The following is a 23,310-nucleotide window of genomic DNA, read 5'->3' on the forward strand; positions in this document are numbered from 1 at the left end:
CATCGCGGTTTGATCGTAGGAATACTTCTTGAAGTTTGGCATAGCTGAATTCCCTTTAGCGATGCCGAATTCTATCAAAAAACGGCGTTTTTTGGGAGATTTTCTACAGCCTCAACGCCTCAAGCAGGGGCGCGCGTTAGCGCGTCCCGGCCGTAGGCCCTTGCTGCTTTGATTTGTTATGCATTGACTTTGTTAGAATCAGCCATGCCATAGCATATGAGCCTAAAACTAGCAGCGCGGTCTTAATGAAGATGCCAATTAATCTTATTAAAATTACCTTATCTTGAGTGACTGCCGGATCTACAGGTTGCGCACCAGTTTTAGCTGAATATGTTGAAAGATTTTTGATGCATTCGTTAACACCACTCTCTTCAAACGCCTTATTGAAGGAGGCGACGACAACATGCTGCGTTTTATCTACAAAAAACCCTTCAATTTTTGCTACAACAACCAACAGTAGCACTAGCGCAATAAAGGATACAAAGTAGTAGGCCGCTAATTTATGTATATTCATGCTCAAAACTTATGCATAACGCTTCAAGAAGAGGCGCGCGTTGTTTGCGCGTCCTTCTTGCTTGACTTGTTACGTTCTGGGCCTTGCAACAAGCTAAGGCCAAACATAAAGACCACTACTGCAGGGAACCCCAGTATTACACCGAAGAACTGCTGATAGTCCGATGACGATGGGCAGCAACCGTAGGGCTCAGCGACCCACAGGAAACTAAGGCAGCATAATGCCCAGCCCGAGCATACAACAACAAAAGACATTAATTTATGCATGCTTAGCAAGGTAGCTTCTTCGACTGGTGCGCCTTTATGAAAACCTAAATACCCAATACTAAGAAGCGCACACACGGCACTAACTATTCCTGTTATTCCGTTTATTAATTCCCAGTCCATTCAATTTTCTGACTCATGTGTGAACGTAACAGTTTTATTCTACAGCGGTCGCTTGCTTTCACATTTATCATTTGGTGAAACGCATTATTGTAAACCACTGAAAATACTATGATTTTTTAAAAGTGCGACCAGCCAGCATACTCTCACTCTCGTTTTTCTTCCATTTTATGCAGTATAACCATTCAAGAAACATTCTCTAAATCTGCTATATGTTATTGAAAAATATAGATTTTTGTCACGACTTCGCCTGCTAGAGCCAGCGCAGAGTCAAGCGGGCGCTGCTGAACTCAGACTTTTTAACAGGCAATTGTACGGATATCTGCTTGCCGTACACAATCTTGGAGTTAGAAACCATTAATTCTCACCTAGGATTTCGATCAAAGAATTTGGTCACTTTTCCCTCCTAGATTCTGGACTAGATACTAGACTAGTGTTGGATTAGATATTTTTATCGCACTGAGGCTATTCCCCTTAAGGCGTGCGCGTCAACTCAGCGATTTAACGCACTCCGGCCCCTTTCTATTTCATGCATTATCTATTTCTTCATTCCACACATCTTCGTACCCAATCCTTTCCAAATAGCCACCAATAGGGTTGTATAATTTTTCTGTCCAATAATGTGAGTTACTTTCACACGGCAGCGTAATTTCGCATTGCGAGGAGCGACTCACCATAGTCCAAAAAAACTTACTCAAATGTACTGCCTCATGCTTGAAGAATATGTTGCCCGACGCCATTATTTGCCTCGCTATAGAACCTCCCAACTCGTCCGTAAATTACAGCGCAACCATACGCTCTTCCTTACATTTGTATTCAATCATAGGGCTCGCCCAGAATCACATATAACAAACATTTTTCCAGCTATCCACACACAAAAATGGCCACCCAAGGTGGCCATCTAACATGCACGTTATTTCAAAATTACCCTATCTCACAGGCACAGTTTAAACTGCCGGCAGGTGAAGCCGTAGCTCACCGCTTGGCCGGCCTTTTCGAAGTCTGCAGCTGTTTTGCGCGCTGCGCTGCGCTCAAACTTGGCGATGCGCTTGTCTAAGTCGGCCAGCAGTTTTTGTTTGATGTCGTCTTCCACAAAACCGTAGGCGATGGAGTTGCGGCTGAGCAGTTTCACTTCCTCCCATGAGAGGTTGTAGGACTTTACTGCCACAAAAAACTCATCGGTGTAGTTTGAATCCCACATGCCGCGGTCGTCGGTTGACAGGGCCACGGGAATGCCCAGACGCAGAAATTCCGGGAAGGGGTGTTGATCAAAATTCTGGTAGTAATCCAACAGTAGATTGGAGATAAGATTGATCTCTATCAGATAGGGCCCGTGGCGCATTTGGCGCAGTAGATCGCGATCGGTGATCAGGTTCAAGCCGTGGCCAATGCGATCGGCGCCGAGGGCCAGGGTATCGCGCACGTGGGTATTGGGTTCATCCACTTCGCCCGCGTGAATGGCCAAGCGCACGTTGGGATATTGTTTACGGGCGGTGCGGAAAGCTTCGTTAAAGCGCAGCGGGTGGCCAAAGGCATTGTCTTCGCGCCCCACCATATTCACGCCTACCATGATATCGCGGTTGCGGTACACCAAGCCGTGCGAGTCGATCACTTGTTGTTCGGCACTGGGCAAAAAGCGCAGCACATAATCTTGCAGGCGCACGGTCACGCCGGTGGCGCGCGCATCTTTTTGCTGCAGCCGCTGGCGGTATACATCCACCACCTGGTCGGGTGACAGGGGCTCGCCCTTGGCGTTTACAAAACCGCGGGTTTCCACCATCGTTTCCAGGTAGACCAAGCCTTCGGCCTGGTAGGCCTTCATATTGCGCACTAACACCTCAGCCAATAGATGGGGGTTGGCGAGCAGTGCACCCAAGCGCGACCAGTGGGTTTGAAAAAATTCATCGCGGCCCTCGTGGGGTTTATCCAGACGAATACTGTCGAACCAGGCAGCTTTTTCTTTGTCGTTTAATTCGCCCAGTGCTTTGTACTCGCCCTGCTCGCATTTGGGCAACGCATTAAACTGTGCGCGCGAAATATTTTGAAACAGGAGATGGTAAGGCTGAAAGCTAAAGCCGTTTTCGCCATAGTCGCGGCAGTTATCTATGCGCACTTTGGTGTAGTAGTGGTAACCGCGCTCGGCTTGCGCCAGCGCCAGCTCGTACCACCAGTCTGAAAAACCTGCACCGCTCAGGTGATGATGCAGATCGCCACCTTTGGGCATGGCGTAAAGCATTTCGTAGAGTGCTTTATCGTTGCCGCTGGCCTTAAGTTTTTCAAACCACTCGGCGGCATGGGTTACCGGTGCCATCAATATCGACAGCACTCCCAGCAACAGGATGCGCGACAGTACCGTCGCCTTTGGGCCTTGGACATTCAGAGCCATGGGTATCTTCCTCTCTCGCTGTTAATTGTTATTGTTTGAAGCCTATTTAATTCACGCACACTGTGATCTTGTACCATTCTTTTCAGGACGTACGCAGGGCGTTTGCGGGGCGCACGCGTGGCATCAAACTTAATGCCGCTTAACCGTTAACTTAAAAACGACACCGCTTGGCAGTGCTTTCTGGGCGAATGATTCCGTATTTTCTATCCACGAAATCTTGCGCGAAACCTGGGCACTGCTGCAATAAAAAATCCCAGCTGGCAGTAATGCCCGCTGGGATCTGAGTGTACCACTGTTGTGCGATGCGCTTGCAGTAGCTGGCCGGCAAGGGTCTAGCCGGCCTTACGTTTTATCGCACAGCATTAAGCCGTTAGCGACGGCCGCCGCGCTGAGCGCCGGTGCGCGGGTCGTGCCCGGGCGGCATGCGGCCACGGAAGTACAGCTCAACAATTACCGGGTCGTGATCCGAGGCGCGATAGGCGTGCGCGCCGTAGAGGCTGTCTAGGTAGTTGTCGGGCTTGTATTCGCCGTTGTAATCAAACAGTGGCAGCTCGTCGGCATTAATGTGCCAGTGATGCACGCGGCGCACGAAGGGCTGTATGGAGCGGCTGCCCAGGGCGTGGTCGAGATAGCCCAGTTGGCCGTCGTAGGTGTAGCTGTAGCCCTCGTCGCCAAAGCGGCGGTTGAGATCGGTAATGCCGGCGCTGCGGAAGGCCGCAATGGGATCTTCGTAGCGGTAGGCGTTCAGATCTCCCATCACCAACAGGTGTGGGCTAACGGTACCTGTGGGGCGACCCTTGAGCCACTCCAGCGCTACCTTGACCGCCGCCGTGCGCGTGCCATTACAGGTGCCCTGGCCGCGCGCCACATCGTCATCGCCTTCGCCGCAGGAGGAACTCTTGGCCTTCAAGTGCGCCATGGCCAGGGTGAATTCCTTGCCGGTGCGCAGATCGCGGAAGCTTTGCGCCAGCATAGGCCGATGCTTGCCGCGCCCGGTGTTCATCGGGTCTACATAGTCGGGCGTATCCAGCACCGCGTGCTCACCCACCACCAGCGCGCTGGCGGGCTTGTACATAATGCCAACGGTGGCGGCATCGGTGCCCAGGGTGCCGGTATGGATGGCGGCGTAGCCACCGCAGCTGTCGTTAACAGCGCTCACCAACGTATCCAAAGGCGTGGGCGCACTGCTGCCCAAGTTTGGATTTTCCAGCTCGATCAAACCGACAATGTCGGCGTCCATTTCACACAGCGCAGCCACCAATTTGGCCTGCTGGCGGGCCAGCTCGTCGGCGTTATCGGCACCGCGGCAGCCCATGTTGGCATCCGGGCCGCACACGTCTGGGCCCAAGTCCAAGGTGGTGAAATAGTTGAGCAGGTTAAAGCTGGCCACCGACAGCGAATCGCGCCACACCTGGGGCGCTTCGGTGCGCGGGTTATTTGCCAGCAGGGTGTAGCTGAACTGTTCGGGTACGGGCTGTACCGTCCAGTTGCTAAAGCTGTAGTGCAACGGCCCCGTCAGCCCGGCAATGGCATCGCCGGCGCGCAGGTAGTTGGCACCGGTTAAGCCGGGCATGGGGTGCGGCGCAATATCGGGGTTTTGCGCACTGCTGCCGTCATCCAGCATTAAGGTGCGCGCCGCCGTGGCGATTTGGTGGGCTTCAAATCCCTCGGCACTGGGCGGGTTTAAATGGGTAAACTGGTACAGGCGCTGATCGGCCAGCTGCAAAGTGCCGTAGCGGCCCAGGTTGTAGTGCGCCACCACTGTCAACGGTTTTTGCCAGTGCACCAGCATGCCTTCGCGGGCCTCGTAATAGGCGTCGATTTCGGCCTTGGCATCGGCCAGATTGGTGGCCGTCACCGGTACCGGCAGCGTCATAGTCACCGGCGTGGGCAGAGCTTGGCCCGTAGACAAGAGCGTTACATCGCTACTGCGGCTGATGTTGAGCTGGCTCATGCCGAAATATTCCTTTGGCGTACCGGTCACTTGCACCAGGTCGCCCACCGACACATCCACATCGCAGCGGTTGCCGCAGTAGACGTAAATGCCCTCAGAGGTGGCTGGGTTGGCATCGGCATCGGCATCTTCTTCCTGCACGAAGAATGCGCGCAGCTGGTCGTCGCGCTGGTAGTCGCCCACAACAATGCCTTCAATTTGCACGGGGGTGGTAATCGCTATGCTGTCACCGGCGCCCTGCACCTCGTGAATTTTTACCAGCGGCGCTGGCTCTTCGGAACCTGGGTTGGCGCAGCTGCCAAAGTGGCTTTCGGCCGGGCCAGACCAGCTGGTGCCGGTGCGACTGAGCGAAAAACCCGCCGGCGTGGAACCAGACTCGGCCACGCCAATATCGGTACTCATTACCCCGTCGGCCACACCGGTCACGCCCACAAAGCTGCCTTCGTAGCTGATGAACTCCACCAGCGCGCCACTGTCGTCTACCAAGGCAACGCCGTCTGGCGAACCGTTCTGAATGCCGGCGATTTCTGCCACGGCGTAGCCTTCGCCGTCGCAATCGCCACTGCTTTGCAAGGTACCGGCAAAGGTGTGGGTTTTATAGGGCTTACCGGAACTGGACGAGCCGTTGTACAGCACCAGGCTCCAGCCGGTGACATCGGTACCCAGGGGGCCGGCAATTTCGATGGCCTCGCCGGTATCGGCACCGCTGTTATCGTAGTGAATTTCACTGATGCTAACCTGTGCTAAAGCTTCTAGCCCGAAGCCCGCCAGGAGAGCGCCCACACTGAGTGCGCGCAGTGGATGAGAAATCTTCATGATTAGGATGAGCTCCTGCATTATTGTTCTGGATTCTGAGAGTCATGCACGGCAATCGATTGCCATAGCAGAACCTAACGGAAATGGCTTTAGGCGCCAACCATTATCTGTCCAGACAGTTATGTTTTGAATTTAAAAAGTGTGTGAAATGTGATTACATTCTATTTATTGTTTGGCGTTTACGACTTAAGTCTTAACTTAAAAACCTGAGTAGACACCCAACATTTATCAACTCTAACGGCGCCGCATGACGATTGTGTGGCAGGCAGACCCCATAGGCAGACTATGACTGAAGATTATCCACGCGACCTTATCGGCTACGGCGCCCAACCTCCTCTGGTGCAATGGCCCGGCAACGCGCGCCTAGCGCTGCAATTTGTGGTCAATTATGAAGAGGGGGCAGAGAATTGCGTCTTACACGGCGACGCTAACTCGGAGACGTTTTTGTCGGAAATTATTGGCGCCAAACCCTACCCCGCGCGCCACATGAGCATGGAATCTTTGTACGAATACGGCAGCCGCGCCGGCTTCTGGCGCCTGCACCGCCTATTTGAACAATTTCACATGCCCGTGACGGTCTTTGGTGTGGCCATGGCGCTGGCGCGCAACCCGGAAGCCGTGGCCGCCATGCAGGCGGCCAACTGGGAAATTGCCAGCCACGGCTACCGCTGGATAGACCACCAGTTTATGTCGGCCGAAGATGAGCGGCGCCACATTCGCCAGGCCATCGACATTCACACAGAGGTGACCGGCGCCCGCCCACTGGGCTGGTACACCGGTCGCGACAGCCCCAACACTCGCGCACTGGTGCGCGCCGAGGGCGGCTTTTTATACGATGCAGACTCCTACGCCGACGACCTGCCCTACTGGGCGCCGGCCACAGACACGCTGGCGCCCCATTTAATCGTGCCCTACACCCTCGATTGCAACGACATGCGCTTTGCCAGCCCCCAGGGTTTTAACTGCGGCGATCAATTTTACAGTTACCTGAAAGACAGCTTTGATGCGCTCTATGCCGAGGGCGAACACAGCCCCAAAATGTTAAGTGTGGGTTTGCACTGTCGCATTGTGGGCCGGCCCGGTCGCATTATGGCGCTGCAGCGATTCCTGGCATACGTTCAGCAATTTGACGACGTGTGGGTCTGCCGGCGAGCGGACATCGCCCGCCACTGGCACCAACATCACGCGCCGAGCGGTGACAGTTGCTAGCTGTCATCTGCAAGTCACATTAACCGGCAAGGCTTACGGGCACCCACGACAGCTGTTGGAATTATCATGCACACGCTAAAAAATCTGTTTGCACTTTTGTGTATCGCCACCTGTGCCAGTGCCCTGCACGCCGGGACGCCCAGCTCCGATGTTCAAGCCATCAACAAGGCGCCGCAGCGCCTGCTGCTCATTTCTATCGACGGCTACCGCCACGATTACACCGACCTGCACCAGCCGCCGTTTTTAACTAACTTTCGCCAACAGGGCGCCTCGCTGGTGTCTTTGCGGCCGGCCTTTCCCTCGCTGACCTTTCCCAATCACCTCACCTTGGTGACCGGCATGCGGCCCGCTCGGCACGGCATTGTATTTAACAGTTTTTACGCGCCCGATCTGGGCCTTGAATACACCAAGAGTCAACCTGCCTCGGTGTTGAATCCGGATTTTTATTTGGCGCCACCTCTGTGGGTATTGTTGGAGCGGGCGGGCATTAAAACTGCCACCTATTTTTGGCCGGGCTCGGAAGCTGCCATTGGCGGCCACACGCCCAGCACCTACCTGCGTTTTAACAAGGCCACACCGGTGCGTGCGCGCATTGATACGGTGCTCGAGTGGATAGCGCAAACCGGCCCCAAGGCGCCGCGCTTTATGACACTGTATTTTTCACAGGTGGATGATGCCGGTCACGACTTTGGCCCCACCCACCCAAAGACGCGCGCAGCCGTACATGCACTGGACGCCGAACTTGCCCGCCTTTGGCAACAAGCGCAAACCCTGGACCCAGAATTGAACCTGGTCATCGTGTCGGACCACGGCATGTATGCCCGCGTTGATGGGCAACAAGAACCGCTATTTACCAAAGCCACCGAGCACTTAAAAGCGCACTACCGATACCTGGGCTTTGGCCCCACGGCACAGCTGTATCGCGCACACAACCACAACAGAAACTTGCAAGCCGATGCCGAGCTGTTAAATCGCCACAGCCAACACCGCACCTGTTACACCCAGGCCAGCGCGCCCGCGGCGCTCGATTTAGGCGCGCAGGGGCGCATGGGCGATATTGTATGTGTTGCGCGGGCGCGCTGGAATATTGCACTGCCCGGCAAAGATCGCTTTCCCGCAGGCAATCACGGATGGCCGCCCTTTGAAGCAGAAGAACCGGCAGCAAAAGATTTGCACGCCATTTTTTACGCACGAGGCCCGGCGTTTAAAGCCGGTGTCGTACATTCAACCCAGGACAATGTGCATGTGATGCCACTGCTGGCCAAGATTGTGGGTATAGAAGTACCGGAAGATTTAGATGGCCAGCTAAGTGCTATGAGCGAATTGCTCGCCGCACCTTAGTGCTGGAACTCGCACGCAATACTTGCTGTACAGGTAAGTCACGCGCCCCAAGCGAGTCAGGGCGCAATCGCCCTGCTCACTGAGCAGCGGATAGCCAGCGCACCAGTTGCGCGCGCTCTTCCTCGGTCAAACCTGCAAAATTGCCCAGCGGCATATAGTTGGACTGAATGGCCGGCAGCGCCCGCGCCTTTAGCGCGCGCAGTTGCGCTGGCGTTTCGATAATTAAACCGCCGGGCGCCACAGCAAAACCCGCCTGGGTGGGCGCAACACCGTGGCAATTACCGCAGTGGGTTTGCACCAACGCGGCAATAGCTGGCGCACTATCTTCCGCGTGCTTCGCATCCTGTGTTGCATGGGCGGCCGTAGTGGCTGTTTCTGATTTTGGATCTTTGGTAGGTGTTTCTATGGGCGCCGTCGCGTTTGTTGGCGCGGTTGGCGTGGCGCGCAGCAGGTGCGCGTGCGCCATGGCGGCGGCCAACACGACCACGCCGAGCGCTGCGCTGACCAATATCCAAGGCTTGCTGTGGCCCTGGTGTTTTAAATTAAAAAAGTGACGCCCCCAGGCCAACAGCGCCGACAGTATCGCAACGCTCAGCCACGCCTGTGGGTGGCCGTATAAAAATGGCGAGTGATTGCCAATCATGCACAACAACACCGGTAACGTGAGATAGTTGTTGTGCGTTGACCGCAACTTGGCAAATGCCATGGCCGCTTCCGGCAGTGGCTCGCCGGCATCCACGGCGGCAATAAATTTGCGCTGTGCGGGCATAATGCCGAACAACACATTGCCCGCCATTACGCTGCCCATAAAGGCACCCAGGTGCACTAAGGCTGCACGCGCGGCGAACAACTCGAAAGCCAGATAGCTGGCGGCACCGAACAAAACCACCAACAGCGCGGCAAATAATACGCCTTTGTTGACCAGCGGGCTGCGCACCATGGCCTCGTAAATCAACACACCCGAGCCGATAAACAGCACACTGGCGACAATGGATTGGCTACCCGATAAGGGCCCACCCATTTTCATGAGCATTACATCGGCCTGCGCATAGTAAAACAGCACCATTAACGCCGAGCCGCTGATCCAGGTGCTATAGGCCTCCCACTTAAACCAGTGCAAGGTGCCGGGCATCACCTGCGGGCGGGTGTGGTATTTGCTGACCTCGTAAATGCCGCCACCGTGGATCGCCCACAAATCACCTTTAATGCCGCGCTCGGCTTTTTCAGCGGGCGGTTGGCGCAAACTTAAATCCAGCCAAATGAAATAAAACGAGGCGCCGATCCAGGCGATACCGGCCACCAAGTGAAACCAGCGCACAGCCAGATTTAGCCATTCCAACATCAGGGCTTCCATGAAATTCTCCGCTATTTTTTATTGTGGTGCAGGCAACGGCCCAGGGCGTAGGTGCGCGCGATGTTGCGCTCGTCGCCAAGGATCATGAGCGCAAACAGTTGTTCGGCCAAGTTGCTGGTTTGACTTTGGCGCCGCGCCTGCAGGGGCTCGGGGCTTAAATCCAGCACCACAAAGTCGGCCTCTTTGCCCACCGCAAAATTTCCGATGCAGTCGTCGAGCTGCAGACTGCGGGCATTGCCCAGCGTCAAGGCGTAAAACGCGCTGAACGGATGCAGCGACTGCCCTTGCAGTTGCAACACCCGGTAGGCATCGGCCAGTGTGCGCAGCTGTGAAAAGCTGGTGCCGCCGCCCACGTCGGTGGCGATGCTCATAGCCACCCCGGCTTGCGTCAGGCGCGCCATATCCAACAGACCACTGCCCAAAAATAAATTCGAACTGGGACAAAACGCGACGCTGGAACCCGTATCGGCCAGGCGCTGAATTTCGTCGTCACACAGGTGAATGCCGTGGCCAAATACACTGCGCGGCCCCAGCAGGCCGGCGCGATCGTAAACATCCAAATAGTGCTTGGCGTCGGGGTAGAGCGATTTAATCCACGCCAGCTCCGCCAGATTTTCCGACAGATGCGTCTGCATGAACAAACCTTCGTAGTCGCCATACAGGCGACCGGCGGCGGCCAATTGTTCGGGCGTGCTGGTGGGCGCAAAGCGCGGCGTCAATGCATAGTGCAAGCGCGCCCTGCCATGCCACTGCTCAATTAGCCGTCGGTCGTCGCGCTCGCCACTGGCGGCGGTATCCGACAGCGCCGCAGGCGCATTGCGATCCATCATGACGCGCCCGGCGATCATGCGCATGCCGCGCTGCTCGGCCGCGCGAAACAGTGCATCGGCCGAGTGCGCGTGCACCGTAGCGTAGGCCAATGCCGTGGTGGTACCCGCCGCCACCAGGCGATCCAAAAACAGTTCGGACATTTGGGCCGCGTAATCTGGATCGGCAAATTTCATTTCTGCCGGAAAGGTGTAGCGGTTTAACCAGTCGAGTAATTGTTCTCCATAGGAAGCCATAACATCCAGCTGCGGGCAGTGGATGTGGCTGTCGATAAAGCCGGGCATAATCAACTGGTCAGGCAAATGCTCGCAGCGATCGAGATTAAAGCCCTGGGCCCGTATGGCCTCCGCCGAAGCCACCGCGGCAATGCGGCCCTGCTCTACCAGCAGCACACCGTCGTCAAAATATTCCAGGCCCGCGCCCTCGGCAGTGGGCGTGTCGGTAAAATGTAAAATGCGTGCGCGCAGCGCCAGGTCACCGGAAGTCTTAGCGGTTGTGGTCATAGCGAACTCAGCTGCCTCGGTAGGTTGAGTAGCCGTGGGCATTTAACAGCAGCGGCACATGGTAGTGCTGATCGGTGGCCGCCACAGTAAAACTGATGCTGACCTCGGGATAAAAACTTGTGCGCCCCTGGGAGGCAAACCAGGCTGCCACCTCAAACACTAAGCAATAGTCGCCGGCGCTGAGCGTTACGGGTTGCTCCCATTGGGCGATGCGCCCATCGGCATCGGTGGCGCCCTTGGCTAGCAGTGCCTCGCCCTGCCATAGGCTGACGGAGAGGTTGGCCGCTGGGCGGCCGGCATCAAGATCCAATACATGGGTGGTTATGGGCGCTTTCATGGGGGCTTCACTTCCTGCGTTTTTAGTTTTGTTCACGGTCAATGATTTACGACAGGCTGCGCGTTAAACGCAACCGGGTAATGGCCGCCTGTTCGGCGGCGGCATTGCGAAGTTCTTGCTCGCGGCTGTTGTTCAAGCGGGTTTTCAAAATATCCAGCAGTGCCTGGGGTGCACGGCCAGCAGCGCACACCAGATAGATAAACCCAAACCGCTGTTCGTATTCAACGTTTAAACGCGCCAGCTCCGCGAGCGTGTCGGTATCGGCATGCGCAACCTGGCCCTGCTCGCGGGCGGTTTTACCCCCTTTGGCGATGGCCTGGGTATCGCCTATTTTGGCGTGGCCCTGGCAGGCTTCCAGCAGTTGGGCCTCGTCGCCCAGCCAGCATTCTTCAGCGGCCAGCAGTAACTCGGTGCGATCGCGAAACGGCCGGCGCGCCACCATGGCCTCGGCCCAGGCCCGACAGTGGCAGATGCCGTGCAGCCAGGCATAGGCCTGTGCCGCCGGCAGCTGATTAAATTCGGCCACAGTTAGACTGGCTTCCTGGCTCATCGGGATTGCGCCGCCGGATCGGATTGCGCCGCTGGGTCGGATTGTGCCGCTGGGTCGGATTGCTCCACCTGCGGCTGTTGCTCGCGCAGCATTTTTTTAATGGTTTTCCAGCTCTCTGTGGGCGCCTTCGGGCGCGCGACGCCTTGGTAGTAAAGTGATTGTAATTGCGCGGCAATGGACACCGCCACCTCCATGGGGCGCTTGCCCTGCACCTCGGCAAGGCCCACCGGACACACCAGGCGACTCAGGGTGTGTGTATCTATGCCATCGTGCTGCAACCGGCGCCGAAAACGCGCAGCCTTGGTTTGCGAACCAATTAACCCCAAAAAACGCCAGCGCGGTTCGCGCAGCAAGGATAGACACAATTGGTAATCTAATTGATGGTCGTGGGTGAGAATCAATACCCAGCCGTTTTCCGGCAAATTCGCAACCTCCGCCACCGGCGCCTCGCACACATCAAAGCGACAGTTGGCGGGCAGCGGGCCCGTTAGCATGTCCGGGCGCGAGTCGATCACGCGCACCTGCATGGGCAATTCACCCACGATAGCGAGCAGGGCTTTGGCGACGTGGCCAGCGCCAAAAATCGTCAACTGCCAATCGCAGGCGGGAAAGCATTCGAGCATGACAGTCACTGCGCCGCCGCAACATTGGTTGGTTTGCGCGGCAAGGTGAAAAGGCTGCAACACCTGGCTGGCCACATTGCGCGCCAACATCTCGCGCGCCGCCTGCTGCACCAAAAACTCCAGCTGACCGCCGCCCAAGGTATCGTAACTTTGCTCGGTGTCGATCACCATTTTGCTGCCGCCGTCGCGCGGCGTAGAGCCCTGGGCTTGTACTACCGTTGCGATCACATAGGCGCGGCCAGCTTGCTGGCAGTGGTTAATGGCCTGCGCCCAGTTCAGTTTGTTCATTGAGCGCCACCTGTTTGCTTAAAGGCGCGCGCCTGTTGCACGGCCCAATAGACCTGCTCGGGCGTGGCCGGTGCATTCAAGCGCGGGCTCATTTTGTAGTCGGCCACCGACGCACAGGCGTCGCGCAGGGCTGCCCACACAGAGATGGCGAGCATTAACGGCGGCTCACCCACGGCTTTCGAGCGGTGTACAGTGGCCTCGCGATTGGCCTGATCAAACAGCTGCACATTGAATTGCGTGGGTACGTCGTGGGCGGTGGGAATTTTGTAGTTGGCGGGGCTATTGGATATCACCCGGCCCTGGTCGTCCCACAATAATTCTTCAGTTGTTAGCCAACCCATGCCCTGCACAAAGCCGCCCTCAATTTGACCGATATCGATGGCCGGGTTCAGCGAGCTGCCCACGTCGTGCAGAATGTCCACTTGCAGCACCCGGTATTCACCGGTTTCTGTATCGATCATTACCTCGCTAACGGCGGCGCCGTTGGCAAAATATAAAAACGGCCGGCCCTTGGCCGTGGCGCGGTCGTAGTGAATTTTTGGCGTGCGATAAAAGCCGGTGGCCGACAGGGGCACGCGATTGAGGTAGGCCAGCTGAATAAACTCGGCAAAGGCCATACTCTGCTCGCCCAACTTAACTTGGCCTTCTAAGAACTGAATATCGGTGGAGGCAAGTCTGAAATGTTCCACGGCGAAGGCGCGCAAATCTGCCTTCACTTTTTCGCAGGCGTTGAGCGCGGCCATACCGTTCAGGTCGGTGCCAGAGGAGGCCGCCGTGGGCGAGGTGTTGGGTACCTTGTCGGTGCGGGTAGACACCACCGCCACCTGCGACAAGGGCTGACCAAAGGCATGGGCGACAATTTGCTGAATTTTAGTGTATAAGCCCTGGCCCATTTCCGTGCCACCGTGGCTGATTTGCATGCTGCCATCTGTGTATATATGCAGCAGTGCGCCGGCTTGGTTTAAATGCTTGGCGGTAAAAGAAATACCAAATTTTACCGGTGTAAGCGCCAGGCCCCGCTTGGTGATTTGGTGCTCGGCATTGTAGGCGCTGATTTGTGCGCGCCGCTCGCGGTAGCGCGCACTTTTCTCCAGGGTGTCGATTATGGCCGGCAACTGGTGCTGCTCGATGGTTTGGCCGTAAGGCGTTTCGTCGCGCCCGGGTTGGTACAGATTTTCTTTGCGCACATCGAGCGGGTCTAGGCCCAGGTGACGCGCCACATCATCCATCATGCTTTCGACCGCAAGCACACCTTTGGGGCCACCAAAACCCCGAAATGCCGTGTTGGAAACCGTGTGGGTTTTGCAGCGCAAGCCCAAAATGCTGGCGTTATTTAAGAAGTAGGCGTTGTCGGCGTGAAACATGGCGCGATCCACAATGCCGTCGGACAGATCGGCGGAGTAACCGCACTTGCCCGCCAATATCATATCCACACCCTGCAGGCGGCCCCGGTTATCAAAACCCACGTTATAGCGATTGTAGAAATCGTGCCGTTTACCGGTTTGCACCATGTCGTCGCGGCGCGCCATGCGGTAGCGCACGGGCCGGCCGGTGCGCTGGGCAAACAAGGCAGCCAAGCACGCCAGCGGCGCCGCCTGGGTTTCTTTGCCACCAAAACCGCCGCCCATTCGCCGCACCTCGGCCACCACCTTGTGAAAGGGCAAGTCGAGCACTTCGGCCACCAACTTTTGCACTTCGGTGGGGTGCTGCGACGAACTCAAAATGTGCAGCGCGCCATCTTCCAGCGGTGTCGCCTGGCTGATTTGCCCTTCCAAATAAAAATGTTCCTGCCCGCGCACGTAAATTTCACCCGCGAGCTGATGGGCCGCGCCCTCTATCGCAGCCTGGGGGTCGCCCATTAACAATCGGTGTTGCGGCAGCACAAAACTGTCTTGCTCGAGCGCGTCTTTAATTTCCAGCACGGCGGGCAAAACATCGTAGGTAATTTTGGCGCACTTTACCGCCCGCTGTGCCGCGCTAAAACTGGTGGCGGCTACAGCAAAAATAGGTTGGCCCACATGCTGCACTTCGTCGCCGGCCAATAGCGGATCGCCGGAATACACGGGCGCCACATCCACCTTGCCGGGAATATCGGCTTGCACCACCACATCCACTACGCCGGGGCTGTTGCGAACCGCCGACAAATCCACCGACACAATGCGCGCGTGCGCGTGCGCCGACTGGCCCGTGGCCACATAGAGAAGATTTTGCGCCACAGGCGCGTCATCCACATACTGGGCTTGGCCGGTCACGTGTAAATGCGCCGACTCGTGCGGGGTTTGCTTGCCAAGCGACGCCGAACCTTCGTGCGGCCTGCCGGGGCTGGGCTGGCGATCAGCGGGCTTACTTTCAACCAATTTACGCATAGAGCCCGGCCTCCACCTCTGTGCCCAAAACAAATTCTCGACAGGCCTTGCGCAACAAGCTGTGCGCCATGGCTAGGCGGTAATCGCTGGATGCGCGCACGTCGGTCATGGGGGTAAAGTCCTGCGCGAGGTAATCGGCGGCCTGCTCAATAATCGAAGCCCAGGCAGCGGGTTGCTGCCACGCTTGCTGATTAATAAAGGCCTCGGTTTTACGCGCGCGCTTGGGTACCGCCGCCATACCGCCAAAGGCGATGCGCAGCTGGCCATTGGGGTTGATTAAAAAGGCCCCACACACCGCCGAAATATCGTCTTCAAAACGCTTGCTAACCTTGTACAATTTTGCCGGGCACTTCAGCCGCGCGCGACTCAGGCGCACATCGGCCAGGTATTCGCCCGCGGCCAAGGTCGTCTTTTTATAGTCCACGTAAAAATCTTCTAACCGCTCGTAGCGAAAACCCCCTTCGGGTTTGCCGATGATCAGCTCGGCTTCCTGCACCAGTAGCCAAGGGGGCGTATCGGCGATGGGCGAGGCGTTACATATATTGCCCCCCAAGGTGCCGCGATTGCGAATCTGGCGCGAGCCCAGGCGCTGCAAAAAGGCCACGTACTCCGGCGCCAACTCGCCCAGGGCCGCTTCCTGCGCGGTATAGGTGGCAGCGGCACCAATACACAAAGTATCCCCGGCGCTGTCGATTCGGGTCAGGCTGGCGACGCGGTTCACATCTATCAATACCGGCAGCGATTGGTAGTTTTGCGTGACCTCCAACATCAAGTCGGTGCCACCGGCGATCAGCTGAGCCTCTGGGTATTGCTCGAGCAGTGCGCGCAATTCGGTTTCCGAACTGGGTTGGAAATAGCCACCCAGCGGCTCAGCCAGGGCAGGTGTTGCGGCCGACACTTTGTCGGCCACTATCGGCAGCGGGTTGGCCCTGGGCAGTACTTGCAGGCCGGCCTCGACAATGGGCTTGTAGCCCGTGCAGCGGCACAAATTGCCCGAGATGGCATCCAGTACCTGGGCGCGGTGATCGCCGGTGACCGGTTGCTGGTTGACACAGGCCAGCGACAAAGCAAAGCCCGGCGTACAAAATCCGCACTGGGAGCCGTGGGTATCGATCAATGCCTGCTGCACCGGGTGCAACTGGTCGCCCTGCGCCAAGCCCTCCACGGTCAGTAGCTGCCGCCCCTGCACCGCCGCCAACGGCAACAGGCAGCTGTTCACCGCCTGAAAGCCGCCCTCTGGCTGCGACACCAGCAGTGTACAGGCGCCGCAATCGCCGGAGGCACAGCCCTCTTTGGTGCCCAGACTGGCCCGGGACTCGCGCAGGTACTGCAGCACTGTGGTATCAGCCGCCGCGCCTTTGACGTCGGTTTGTTCACCATTCAACCAAAACCGCACCGCTTATCCTCCGTGCCGGGTTATCGTTATCCGGCCATTTAACCAAAAATCTGTCCAAGTGGCCAGCTTTTCAGATGGCGTCTGCTCACCCGCTGTTATTCTCTACGCTAGCACACTCTACCTAGCCCGCCGGCCCGAGAATCTCACCTGCCATGGATGGATATGGTATAAAGTGATTCCGGCATAGGCCCCCTGTTTCTAATCCCATTGAATGAGCGCATGAACAAACCACACATCGACAACGGCCAGGATTTTGACCCTAAAGAAACCCCCACCGGCAAATACAAGGCGGGCAAAATCCGCGAGGACAATCTCGCCAATATTCTGAGCGCCGCCGAAGAGGAGTTTGTACAGCACGGCTTTAAGGGCGCCAGCATTCAAGCCATTGCCGATAGAGCCGGACTGCCCAAGGCCAACGTGCACTATTACTTTAAAAGTAAAAGCAATTTATACCTCACCATACTTAACAACATTATTGCGCTGTGGAACGACTTTTTTGACAACATCAAAGAGGATGATGACCCAGCACTGGTGCTGGACGAGTTTATTCGCAAGAAAGTCGCGCTGGCCTACTCGCACCCCCGAGCCTCCAAACTCTTTGCCATGGAAGTGATACAAGGGGCTCCCCACCTAAAAGACTATTTCCGCTCCGATATGCGGGTGTGGGTGCGCGCCAAGGCGCAGGTAATGGAAAGCTGGATTGCGCAGGGGCGCATGGCGAAGGTCGACCCAGTGCAGGTGATTTTTCTGATTTGGTCATCAACCCAGCACTATGCCGACTTCGACACCCAGGTGCTAACCATCATGAACCGGGCTGAATACGAACCCGACATGGTCGACAATATTGCCAACTTTCTCTGCCAGGTGATTCTCACCGGCTGCGGCCTCACCCCGCCTGCGCGTCAAAGCACCGGACAGCCAGCGGCAAAAGCCTAACGCGGTGCCCGCAGGCACCGCACTACACATCAATTACCCCAGATAGACTGCACGTACTCCGGGTGATCCACAAATGGATTGCGGTTGCCCTGGTAATTGTGGGCCGCCTCATTGCGATCAATTTCTTTTTGGCTCACTGGGTCGGCGTTGTGCCAATCAATCAGCACATTTAGCATCCAGGTTTCAAACACCTGCGCGGAGGTGCCGTTGAGCACCGCATCGCCGTAGCTGCTGTTGTTCTGCCAACCGGCGATCACATTTTCATAGCGCGTGGCCATGTAAAAATAAGCGCGCGCCACATCACCTTTAAACTCGTCGATGGGCTCAAAGACCGTTCCCGTGTAACCCTGGCTGAGTTGACCATCACCCAGCCTGCTGCCATTGAGCGAGGTGCTGGTGATACTGGCCACTTCGCCAAAGGGGTAGCTGCCGCGCATGGCGTTTACATAGCCGTCGGTGGCAAAAATGTGGTGTACGTCGGAGTTCATCGGCTCGATAGCGCCGCCAAACCAGGAGCGGGGAAAACTGTGTTCGCGGTTATAACAGTGCCCTTCGCCAGAGTAGTTGCCACACTGCTGACTAATAGCCGTGTAATTGTAGGGATCATTCGCGGTCGGTTTTTCCGAATAGATATCCAGAATGCTGCCATCGTTTTCGTAGTAGGTGTCCAGCTCGTGTGCGGCATAAAAACTCCACAGCGCGCTGTAACCCTGGGGGTTGTGGTCTTTAATTAAATTGTGCAGTGCGGTTTTTAGCGCGTAGCCGCTTAAGCCCTGAACCGAATCATAGTAGCCACCCGCGCCACCGCCGGTTCCACCGCCCGAGCCACCACCCGTTACCGGGCCATAATCGTCCACGTAAACGATTTCAGAGCCATCGAAACCCGGCTGGTCGTAAAACCGTAAGCCCACCTCTATGCTGCCGCTACTGGCGGCCGAGTAGCTGTAACTCAATTGTTGCCACTGATTCGTCAAGCCGTTGTCGGAATAATCCAGATAACCGTTGACGTAAAGCCGCGCCTTGACGTTGCCCTCTGTGTGCCTGATCCACACGGAAAAGTTGTAGGTTTCGCCGGCCACAACATTTACCGTCTGGCGAAAATCCGTGGACGCCTGGCTGCCCGTGTTGACGCTGATAGAAGCCGCCGCGCTGCCGCCGTGTACGATGCTGGTACTTTTTTGCACCACTATGCCGCTGTCTTGCGTGGTCCAGCCATCTGGGCTTGAGCCGGTCCAGGATTCGAAATCCCCATTGGCCACGGTGGCCCATACCGGCGCGGTAACCAAAAACGCAGCGAGTAAGAGAAGAGCAGAAAATAACTTGGATTTATTCATGGTCAAATGCCTGAGTTAAGTTAATACCGGGCGTCGGTATACCTCACTACATCCACAACGCCTGTGCGATTACAGATACAACATTTACTACCGGGTACCTATCGCTGCAATCCACTGTCTAGACCGCCAACAATGTATCGCAACACCGGCTAGTGCAGGTTTTGACCGAACACTAGCAAGTTTAAAAAACAGCAATATGACACAGCTGTTTTATTCTGAATCAACTTATTAAACCTAAAAAAAACCCCGACACAGGGCCGGGGTATTGAAGGGTCTACGAGACGATATTAAAACTCGTACCGAACGCCAACTTTCAGCGCCCAGGTGGATGCTTCTGCATCGTAGGTGTCCCAATTACTAACATCGGTACCGCCAAAAGCTTCGCGATATTCGTACTGGCCGTTGACTACGTCGTAGTCGACAACTGCGCGATCGTTAAAGCGCTTGTAGCGAATGCGGCCCAGATCATTCTTATAGACGCCCGTGTCGTTCAGGAAGTCCAGAACATTGTTCATGGTCAACTCAAGCACGCCGCGATGACCATCCATCAAGCCGGGAATTTCCTGGGTAAATTTCAGATCCATCTGTGTTTGCCAGGGCTGAGTGCCCACGTTCTTCGGTACATAACCGCCGGCGTATTTGCTGATACCCGCTTCGTCAAAGATCTCCATGATCTGATCGTAGCTCAACAAACTGCCTGTACCGTCGCCGAAGGACATGGCTGGATCATCCGCACCCGTGGGTACGTATGGCAGATAGTTGTTAATGCTGTAGAACTTAGATTGGTCACCCAAATCGCCGTCTCTGTAAGCACCCAGGGTATAGCTGAAGGGCTTGCCCGACATGCGCTGCATGTACAGGTTCAGCGTTGAACGGTAACCTTCAACAAACTCCGTGTTGTAGTTCAGGCTCAACACAAAACGATGTTCCACCTCGTAATTACCGCGACCCATCATCACTTCGTTGCGGTTAATTGCGGGTGCATAGCGGAAGTTGGAGTGCGCCGTAGAGCTGCCGCCGTAAGTACCTTCATCAATGTTTTGATGGGTGTAGGAGAAGTTGGCGGCCAAGCCGTTGTCCCACTGCTTGAACATCGAAGCAGAGAAAATCTGGCTTTCGCCTTTTTCGCTGGCGTTGGTCAGCATCAGGTCGTAGTTATCGCCGCGGGTAGGGGCATAAATCTTACGACCACCATCTACGGTTGTGCCAATTTCTTCGCGCGCAAGATCTACCCACTGCACCGCACCGTCTTGTTTGATGTAGGTGTAGCTCGCGTTCAAGTCCACGTCGTAGGGCAGCACATAGCTCACATCCAACCCGGCGCGCCAGTCGGACGGTAAATCGAAGCTTGGATCGATAACGTTGGTAGAACCGTTGCCGCGATCCGTTTCATCTAACAACAGATCTGCTGGGATTGCGAATGAAGACAAGCCAGTGTAGTCATTGTCGCCAGCGCTGACATAGGTGACGCCGTCATTGCTCCAGGAGTTTGCCAACCAGACGTTGGGCTGACCGCCAGAGAAGCGGCCCACGCCACCTTTCAAACGCAGGTCTTCCTGGATGTCCCAGGTAAAGCCAATACGGGGCAGAATGATAGAGGCACCGTCCAGGTTTTCCTGGTTGGAGAAACCGTAAGTGCCCTCGAAATTGGTGTTTTCCGCAGGCGCTTCGTCAGCGCTGATTTGTTCGTAACGCACACCGTAGGTTAACTCAAAGTCGTGACTCAATGCCCAGGTGTCTTGAATAAAGAGACTGGTGGTTACCATGCTCAGGTTAGCGCCGGCGTCGTCTTTGTTGTTGGTGTAGGCGTTGGCATAAGATACGTTTGCGTTACCGGCCTCCACGTCTGCCACGCTATCAAATTCAAAAGTACCGTTGGCGTTATACACATAGAGGTTAAACGCATCCATTTTGTCGTACTTGGCACCGAAGGACAGGGTGTGGTCGTCCATCAGCAACTCACCCACCCACTCCAGGCCCATGCGCTCATTGGTCAACTCATTGCCGTGACGATTTGGATCAGAGCCCAAGAAGACTTCTGTATTTTCGTGAAACACCACAATGCTTGGCAAACCATCGTTGAGAGACACCTGCTGAGTAACTACATCTTTGTAGTTAAAGCTCAACTCAGAGGAAAAATTGTCGCTCCAGTTTGAGTAAAGCTGTACCGCCCAGTTTTCCAAGGTTTCGGTTTTATTGTAGGCGCCACCGGCGCTGTAAAATTCGTCCGCACGCGAGCTGCTGAATTCCAGCGAGTTACCCTCTGTGTACTGGTAGGTTACCGAAGCGCGGTGATCGTCGTTGATATTCCAATCCAGTTTACCCAGGAACTTCTCGTCTTCTTCCTCGGGGCTGGCGCGCCAATCGCCCACATCTACGCTAAATTGTTCGTCGATGGCATCCGTAATCGCTTTATAGCCGGCATTGCTCAGGTTAACGCTATTGGCCAGACCGCCGTCGGAGGTACCCCATTCCTGCGCGGTGGGCGCAGTGTATTTTTCATAGCTGGTAAAGAAAAACAGCTTGTCCTCGAGGATTGGGCCGCTAAAGGTTGCGCCCCAGTTGGTTCTTTCATAATCCAGATCAATTTTTTCGCCCTTGGGGCCATCTGGTTGTGCGGTACCGCCCAATGTGTCGGAGCGGGTCTCGTAAAACGCCGAACCGTGAAACTCGTTGCTGCCCGACTTGGTCACCGCATTGATTTGGGCGCCAGAGAAGCCGCTGGCACGCACGTTATAAGGTGTGGTATCCAGCGAAATCGCTTCCAATGCCTGGGTTGAGATTGGCGAACGACGGGTGGGATAACCATTGTAGTTAAGACCGAAATCGTCATTCTGGCTGATGCCGTCAACAGTCAGGCTATTGAAGCGGGGGTTCATACCGGCCACAGACAATTCGTTGTCGGCACCTGGGTGAACAACGGCCATTGGGTTCAAGCGCACCAGATCTTTGATGTCGCGATCCATGGAGGCAGTCGTGGCGATGGCATCGGCACCAAAAACGCTGGACGTACCTGAATTGCGCTCGCGCAGCAGCTGCTCTGCCGTCACCACTACCTCCTCCAGATTACCGGCCTGCAGGGCGGCAGAGAAGCGGTAAGTCTCATCCAGGTTCAGGTAGATGTCTTTGTATTGGGCATCCTGGTAGACATTGGAATCCACCACAATCTTGTAGGGACCACCCACGCGCAACCCGCTAGCGGTGAAACGGCCAGATTCATTGGTCATAACCTCAGTTATGCCATTTGACGGCTCGTGCAGGATGATGACTTTGGTATTGGCCGCCGCACTGCCATCCGGCCCAGTAACCAGGCCGCGAATACCGGAAGAGGTATCCTGCGCCAGGGCATCGGTGCCACACAGTGCCAGAAGCACGCTTAACGCAAGCGGCTTGCGTGAAAATTTGGAGAAGCTCATGGTAGATCAACCTCTGAGTATGCTTGGGTTTGGTTTGTCAGGCCTGATACAACTGCCCATTTCGTATTTTTTATAATGACCAGGTATACAAGCGAGCGGCCCTTAAGCCCTCCTACCTGCGGGTTTCAGCGAATCTCTCCTTTCGCCTGCCCCCTCGCTCCGCAGATACATCTCACGAAGCCAATACCTGACCACATGGTCAATGTTATGTCAAGACGTGGATTGTGCCGCGCCAACATGACAGACGTATGACGGCGAGGTTTTATCAATAAAAACTGCGCCATTTTTGTGGTTATTTGTGACCGCGCAGTATTTTGACCAATTGGTTAAAACAATTTAATGCTTTTGGCGTAATTTTGCCCCAAAAGGGTGCCACTTCGCGCTGTTTAGCGCCCTATTCGGCGTTACTTTCGGATGCATCCGCGGGTATCGTGCGGTAGGTGCAACACTTGGCGGGCGATATTGCACCGAGGGAAACCCCACCATTAGGTTAAAAGTCGGCCTGCCCAATACCGGGCCACATAGCGGGCACGCGCAGGCATTGCGTGTACCTGTGTCACGTGCCACCACAGGCCCAACAAAGACCAAACCAATCAGACAGGAATTTAATGACAGGCAAGCGACAGGCGCGCACAATTCCGATAAAGCCGTACAAATCGGCTAAGATTTATTGCGTCAACTGCGCAACTGACGCAGACTTTGCGCTTATTTTTGGCAAGTGATTGCTTTTTGACCACACTGGTGTAAATTCGCCGCTTTTTTTCCGAGGGAGCCTC

The 23,310-nt window shown here is 55.8% G+C and carries 15 protein-coding genes; 3 read left to right on the forward strand and 12 right to left on the reverse strand.

Annotated features, from left to right (window positions below; genetic code table 11):
- Positions 1-136: 136 nt before the first annotated feature.
- The 3 genes from ACW8F6_RS03265 to ACW8F6_RS03275 all read right to left on the reverse strand — a co-directional run bounded on the left by ACW8F6_RS03265 (position 137) and on the right by ACW8F6_RS03275 (position 6,053).
- Positions 137-514 (reverse strand): hypothetical protein, encoded by a 378-nt coding sequence (locus ACW8F6_RS03265; RefSeq protein ID WP_491574410.1) that lies wholly within the window; start codon positions 512-514, stop codon positions 137-139.
- Between the two features lie 1,317 nt (positions 515-1,831).
- Positions 1,832-3,283 carry an adenosine deaminase family protein gene (locus ACW8F6_RS03270; RefSeq protein ID WP_491574411.1) on the reverse strand — a complete coding sequence of 484 codons (1,452 nt, stop codon included), beginning with the start codon at positions 3,281-3,283 and terminating at the stop codon, positions 1,832-1,834.
- 370 nt (positions 3,284-3,653) lie between these two features.
- Entirely contained in the window at positions 3,654-6,053 is a 2,400-nt protein-coding gene (locus ACW8F6_RS03275; protein WP_491574412.1) for an ExeM/NucH family extracellular endonuclease, read from the reverse strand.
- Between the two features lie 285 nt (positions 6,054-6,338).
- On the opposite strand from ACW8F6_RS03275, the gene puuE reads away from it, so the two are divergent.
- Both puuE and ACW8F6_RS03285 read left to right on the forward strand, forming a co-directional pair.
- On the forward strand, positions 6,339-7,262 hold the full coding sequence (puuE, locus tag ACW8F6_RS03280; RefSeq protein WP_491574413.1) for an allantoinase PuuE: 924 nt from the start codon (positions 6,339-6,341) through the stop codon (positions 7,260-7,262).
- Positions 7,263-7,328: 66 nt separating this feature from the next.
- The gene (locus ACW8F6_RS03285) at positions 7,329-8,603 is read left to right on the forward strand and encodes an alkaline phosphatase family protein (RefSeq protein WP_491574414.1); all 1,275 of its coding nucleotides are present in this window, start codon (positions 7,329-7,331) and stop codon (positions 8,601-8,603) included.
- Positions 8,604-8,679: 76 nt separating this feature from the next.
- On the opposite strand, the gene ACW8F6_RS03290 is transcribed toward ACW8F6_RS03285, so the two are convergent.
- From ACW8F6_RS03290 to xdhA, 7 genes are read right to left on the reverse strand one after another with little or no spacing between them, the layout of a single operon-like run.
- The gene (locus tag ACW8F6_RS03290; RefSeq protein ID WP_491574415.1) at positions 8,680-9,957 is read right to left on the reverse strand and encodes a urate hydroxylase PuuD; all 1,278 of its coding nucleotides are present in this window, start codon (positions 9,955-9,957) and stop codon (positions 8,680-8,682) included.
- 11 nt (positions 9,958-9,968) lie between these two features.
- A complete protein-coding gene (gene guaD, locus ACW8F6_RS03295) occupies positions 9,969-11,288 on the reverse strand; it encodes a guanine deaminase (RefSeq protein ID WP_491574416.1) in 1,320 nt (439 codons plus the stop codon).
- 7 nt (positions 11,289-11,295) lie between these two features.
- A complete protein-coding gene (gene uraH, locus ACW8F6_RS03300; protein WP_491574417.1) occupies positions 11,296-11,625 on the reverse strand; it encodes a hydroxyisourate hydrolase in 330 nt (109 codons plus the stop codon).
- 46 nt (positions 11,626-11,671) lie between these two features.
- On the reverse strand, positions 11,672-12,175 hold the full coding sequence (uraD, locus tag ACW8F6_RS03305; protein ID WP_491574418.1) for a 2-oxo-4-hydroxy-4-carboxy-5-ureidoimidazoline decarboxylase: 504 nt from the start codon (positions 12,173-12,175) through the stop codon (positions 11,672-11,674).
- Positions 12,172-13,086, reverse strand: a complete 915-nt coding sequence (xdhC, locus tag ACW8F6_RS03310; protein WP_491574419.1) for a xanthine dehydrogenase accessory protein XdhC — start codon at positions 13,084-13,086, stop codon at positions 12,172-12,174. The genes uraD and xdhC overlap by 4 nt, the downstream gene beginning before the upstream one ends.
- Positions 13,083-15,452 (reverse strand): xanthine dehydrogenase molybdopterin binding subunit, encoded by a 2,370-nt coding sequence (xdhB, locus tag ACW8F6_RS03315; protein WP_491574420.1) that lies wholly within the window; start codon positions 15,450-15,452, stop codon positions 13,083-13,085. The genes xdhC and xdhB overlap by 4 nt, the downstream gene beginning before the upstream one ends.
- A complete protein-coding gene (gene xdhA, locus ACW8F6_RS03320; protein WP_491574421.1) occupies positions 15,445-16,848 on the reverse strand; it encodes a xanthine dehydrogenase small subunit in 1,404 nt (467 codons plus the stop codon). Before xdhA ends, xdhB begins: the two co-directional genes overlap by 8 nt.
- A 219-nt stretch (positions 16,849-17,067) precedes the next feature.
- On the opposite strand from xdhA, the gene ACW8F6_RS03325 reads away from it, so the two are divergent.
- Positions 17,068-17,784, forward strand: a complete 717-nt coding sequence (locus ACW8F6_RS03325) for a TetR/AcrR family transcriptional regulator (protein ID WP_491574422.1) — start codon at positions 17,068-17,070, stop codon at positions 17,782-17,784.
- A gap of 29 nt (positions 17,785-17,813) precedes the next feature.
- Here ACW8F6_RS03325 and ACW8F6_RS03330 read toward each other — a convergent pair whose 3' ends face one another.
- Positions 17,814-19,118, reverse strand: coding sequence for an endonuclease (locus ACW8F6_RS03330; protein ID WP_491574423.1), 1,305 nt, complete (start codon positions 19,116-19,118; stop codon positions 17,814-17,816).
- Between the two features lie 287 nt (positions 19,119-19,405).
- Complete coding sequence (locus tag ACW8F6_RS03335) at positions 19,406-22,534, reverse strand: TonB-dependent receptor (RefSeq protein WP_491574424.1); 3,129 nt, start codon at positions 22,532-22,534, stop codon at positions 19,406-19,408.
- Between the last annotated feature and the right edge of the window lie 776 nt (positions 22,535-23,310).

This window comes from Simiduia sp., assembly GCF_058345725.1.